Origin of the sequence: Streptomyces sp. RP5T, from assembly GCF_003933965.1 — a bacterium.
Lineage (GTDB): Bacteria > Actinomycetota > Actinomycetes > Streptomycetales > Streptomycetaceae > Streptomyces.
Window position 1 is genome coordinate 1 of sequence record NZ_RSAJ01000847.1, and the last position, 2740, is coordinate 2740.

Consider the following 2740-nt stretch of genomic DNA (forward strand, 5'->3'; position numbering starts at 1 on the left):
GTCCTCGTCCACGACACCTTCGCCAACTCCGTCGACAACTGGCTGGCCCTCGCCCCGTACCTGGAGAACCGCGACTACTGCGTCTTCTCCTTCGACTACGGCCAGCTCCCCGGCGTGCCCCTCGTCCACGGCCTCGGCCCCATCGACAAGTCGGCGGAGCAGCTGAAGACCTTCGTCGACAAGGTGCTCGCCGCCACCGGCGCCGCCGAGACCGACCTCGTCGGTCACTCCCAGGGCGGGATGATGCCCCGCTACTACCTCAAGTTCCTCGGCGGAGCCGACAAGGTGAACGCCCTCGTCGGGATCGCCCCCGACAACCACGGCACCACCCTGTCCGGCCTCACCAACCTGCTGCCGTACTTCCCGGGTGTCGGGGAGTTCCTCACCACCAACACCCCCGCCCTCGCCGACCAGGTCGTCGGCTCCGCCTTCCTCACCAAGCTCAACGCGGGCGGCGACACCGTCCCCGGCGTCAGGTACACGGTCCTCGCCACCAAGTACGACGAGGTCGTGACGCCGTACCGGAGCCAGTTCCTGAGCGGGGCCGGCGTCCGCAACGTGCTGCTCCAGGACCTGTGTCCGCTCGACCTCTCCGAGCACGTGGCCATCGGTCTGTTCGACCGGATCGCCTTCCACGAGGTCGCCAACGCCCTCGACCCGGCCCACGCCACCGCCACCACCTGCGCCTCGGCCCTGAGCTGAGCGCCGCCGGGGCCTGTCCGGCCTGAGCCGCCGGTCAGGCCCCGGAGATCCTTCGGTCAACGGCCGTTCCGTGAACCGCCGTTCGCCGCACGCCGACGCACCGAGCCGAACAGGACCGCCGCGCCGACCGCGAGCGTGGCGGCCCCGCCCATCGCCAGATACGACGTGCTGCCGTCCGTACCCGTCTCGGCGAGGTGCTGCGAACTGCCCGCCGCCCGCACCTCGCCCGCCACCGGTTCCGCCGACGTACCGGCGTCGTCGTCACCGTGCCCGTGGTGCTCGACCGTCGACCTGTCGGTGCCCTCCTCGATCTGCTCCTCGGAGGGAGCGGAGGCGCTCGGGGCGGGTGTGGCACCGGCCGCCGAGCCACCCGGGTCGCCGCCCCCGAACGTCACGTCCGAGCAGGAGTAGAAGGCCTCCGGACTGTCCGAGCGCTGCCAGACGGCGTACAGGAGCTGCCTGCCGGTGCGCTCGGGGAGTGTGCCGGAGAACGTGTAGAAGCCGCCCGAGGCGACCGGGTCGGTGGCCGTCGCGACCGGGTTCGCCAGGTCCAGGTCGCCCCAGCCCAGCGGTTGCGCCGGGTCGTAGCCCGGCTTGGTCAGGTACACCTTGAAGGTGCCCTTGTGCGGGGCGGTCACGCGGTACCTGAAGGTGTACGACCCGCTGCTCACGCTCGTCGCCGGCCAGTCGGCGCGGGCCAGGTCGAGCCCCTTGAACTCGTCGTTGTTCGCGCTGCACAGCCTGCCGTCCGGGATCAGCTCCTGGTGCCGCCCGTTCGCGTCGCCGATGCGGATGCCGTTCCAGTCGTAGAGCGCCTGGGTACCCCCGGCCGCGACCGCCGCCCGGCACGCCTCGGACCTCGGGCTCTCGGGGCCCTCCGCGTAGCACTGCGCGACCCGGCTGACCGGGTCGCCCATCGAGCCGTGCGCGGACGCGGGCACGGCGGCCAGCGGGGTCAGGGCGAACGGGGCGAGGCCGGCGACGACGGCTGCGGCCTTGCGGCGAGCGGGCATGGGGGATCTCCTCGGAACCGGTACTGATGCGTGCCGGATCAAAGAAACCCCGGAATCCCCGGCCTGTGACGGCCGGTGGCGATCTTTATGGCCCTCTTAAGGGAGTGCTGAGCCGGAGATCAGGTAGGTAGCGTGCGGACATGACGAACGAGGAGATCCGGCTCGCGGAGGCGGCCGACGTACCGGCCGTCAAGGCCGTCACCGACGCGGCGTACGAGCACTACATCGAGCGCATCGGGCGGGTGCCGCAGCCCATGGAGCGGGACCACGCGGCGAACGTGGCCGCGGGGCGGGTGTTCGTGACGGGCGACCCCGTGACCGGGCTCGTGGTGGTCGAGGAGCACCCGGACCATCTGTACCTCGACAACATCGCCGTCCGGCCCGACGCCCAGGGGCAGGGCGTGGGCGGACGGCTGCTGCGGTTCGTCGAGGCACGCGCGCGTGAGCTGCGGCTGCCCGAGGTCAGGCTCCACACCAACGCGATGATGTGGGAGAACCAGAAGATCTATCCGAAGTTCGGTTACGAGGTCGTGGAACGGCGAGTGGACGGGCCCTACGACCGCGTCCACTACCGCAAGCGACTGGTCTGACACGGGGCACGCCCGCCGCCGTCAGCCGTCGGGCCACCAGGTACGCGCGATGTCCTTGCGGACCTCGGGTCGTCCCGCGGGGCGCTCGTCGGCCTCCTCGGGGAGTCGCCGGGCATCGGTCCTCTTCAGGGGCTTCTGCACGGTGGTACGGCGCATGGCTGCCTCCTTCAGTGCCTACCGAGTTCCGCGTTCGCACGGAGGTAGACCCTTTGGGGGAGAGTTCCTCATCGCTCACCGTTCTGTCAGTGGCGGCTGTCACGAATCGAGTGTCAGTGGCGGGTGTCACTCTTGGGGGCATGACGCAGAACAGTGGTGGTGGGGGCGTGGGCGGCGTGGACTGGGACGCCGAGGCGGCGTCGTTCGACGAGGAGCCGGACCACGGACTGCGGGACCCCGCGGTGCGCGCGGCCTGGGCCGAGCGACTGCGGGCGTGGC

The 2740-nt window shown here is 71.1% G+C and carries 4 protein-coding genes and 1 pseudogene; 3 read left to right on the forward strand and 2 right to left on the reverse strand.

Features of this window, described 5'->3' with window-relative positions:
- Positions 1-702, forward strand: a 702-nt coding sequence (locus tag EHS43_RS41920; protein ID WP_125195724.1) for a triacylglycerol lipase, incomplete at its 5' end; no start/stop codon positions are given.
- 56 nt (positions 703-758) lie between these two features.
- Here EHS43_RS41920 and EHS43_RS41925 read toward each other — a convergent pair.
- Positions 759-1715, reverse strand: coding sequence for a lytic polysaccharide monooxygenase (locus tag EHS43_RS41925; RefSeq protein ID WP_125195725.1), 957 nt, complete (start codon positions 1713-1715; stop codon positions 759-761).
- Positions 1716-1855: 140 nt separating this feature from the next.
- Here EHS43_RS41925 and EHS43_RS41930 point away from each other — a divergent pair, with 140 nt between their 5' ends.
- Positions 1856-2305, forward strand: a complete 450-nt coding sequence (locus EHS43_RS41930) for a GNAT family N-acetyltransferase (protein ID WP_125195726.1) — start codon at positions 1856-1858, stop codon at positions 2303-2305.
- A 21-nt stretch (positions 2306-2326) separates the two neighbouring features.
- On the opposite strand, the gene EHS43_RS48535 is transcribed toward EHS43_RS41930, so the two are convergent.
- A complete protein-coding gene (locus tag EHS43_RS48535; protein ID WP_020117828.1) occupies positions 2327-2461 on the reverse strand; it encodes a hypothetical protein in 135 nt (44 codons plus the stop codon).
- 140 nt (positions 2462-2601) lie between these two features.
- Here EHS43_RS48535 and EHS43_RS48540 point away from each other — a divergent pair.
- Positions 2602-2740, forward strand: a pseudogene (locus EHS43_RS48540) (SAM-dependent methyltransferase); the annotation flags it as partial.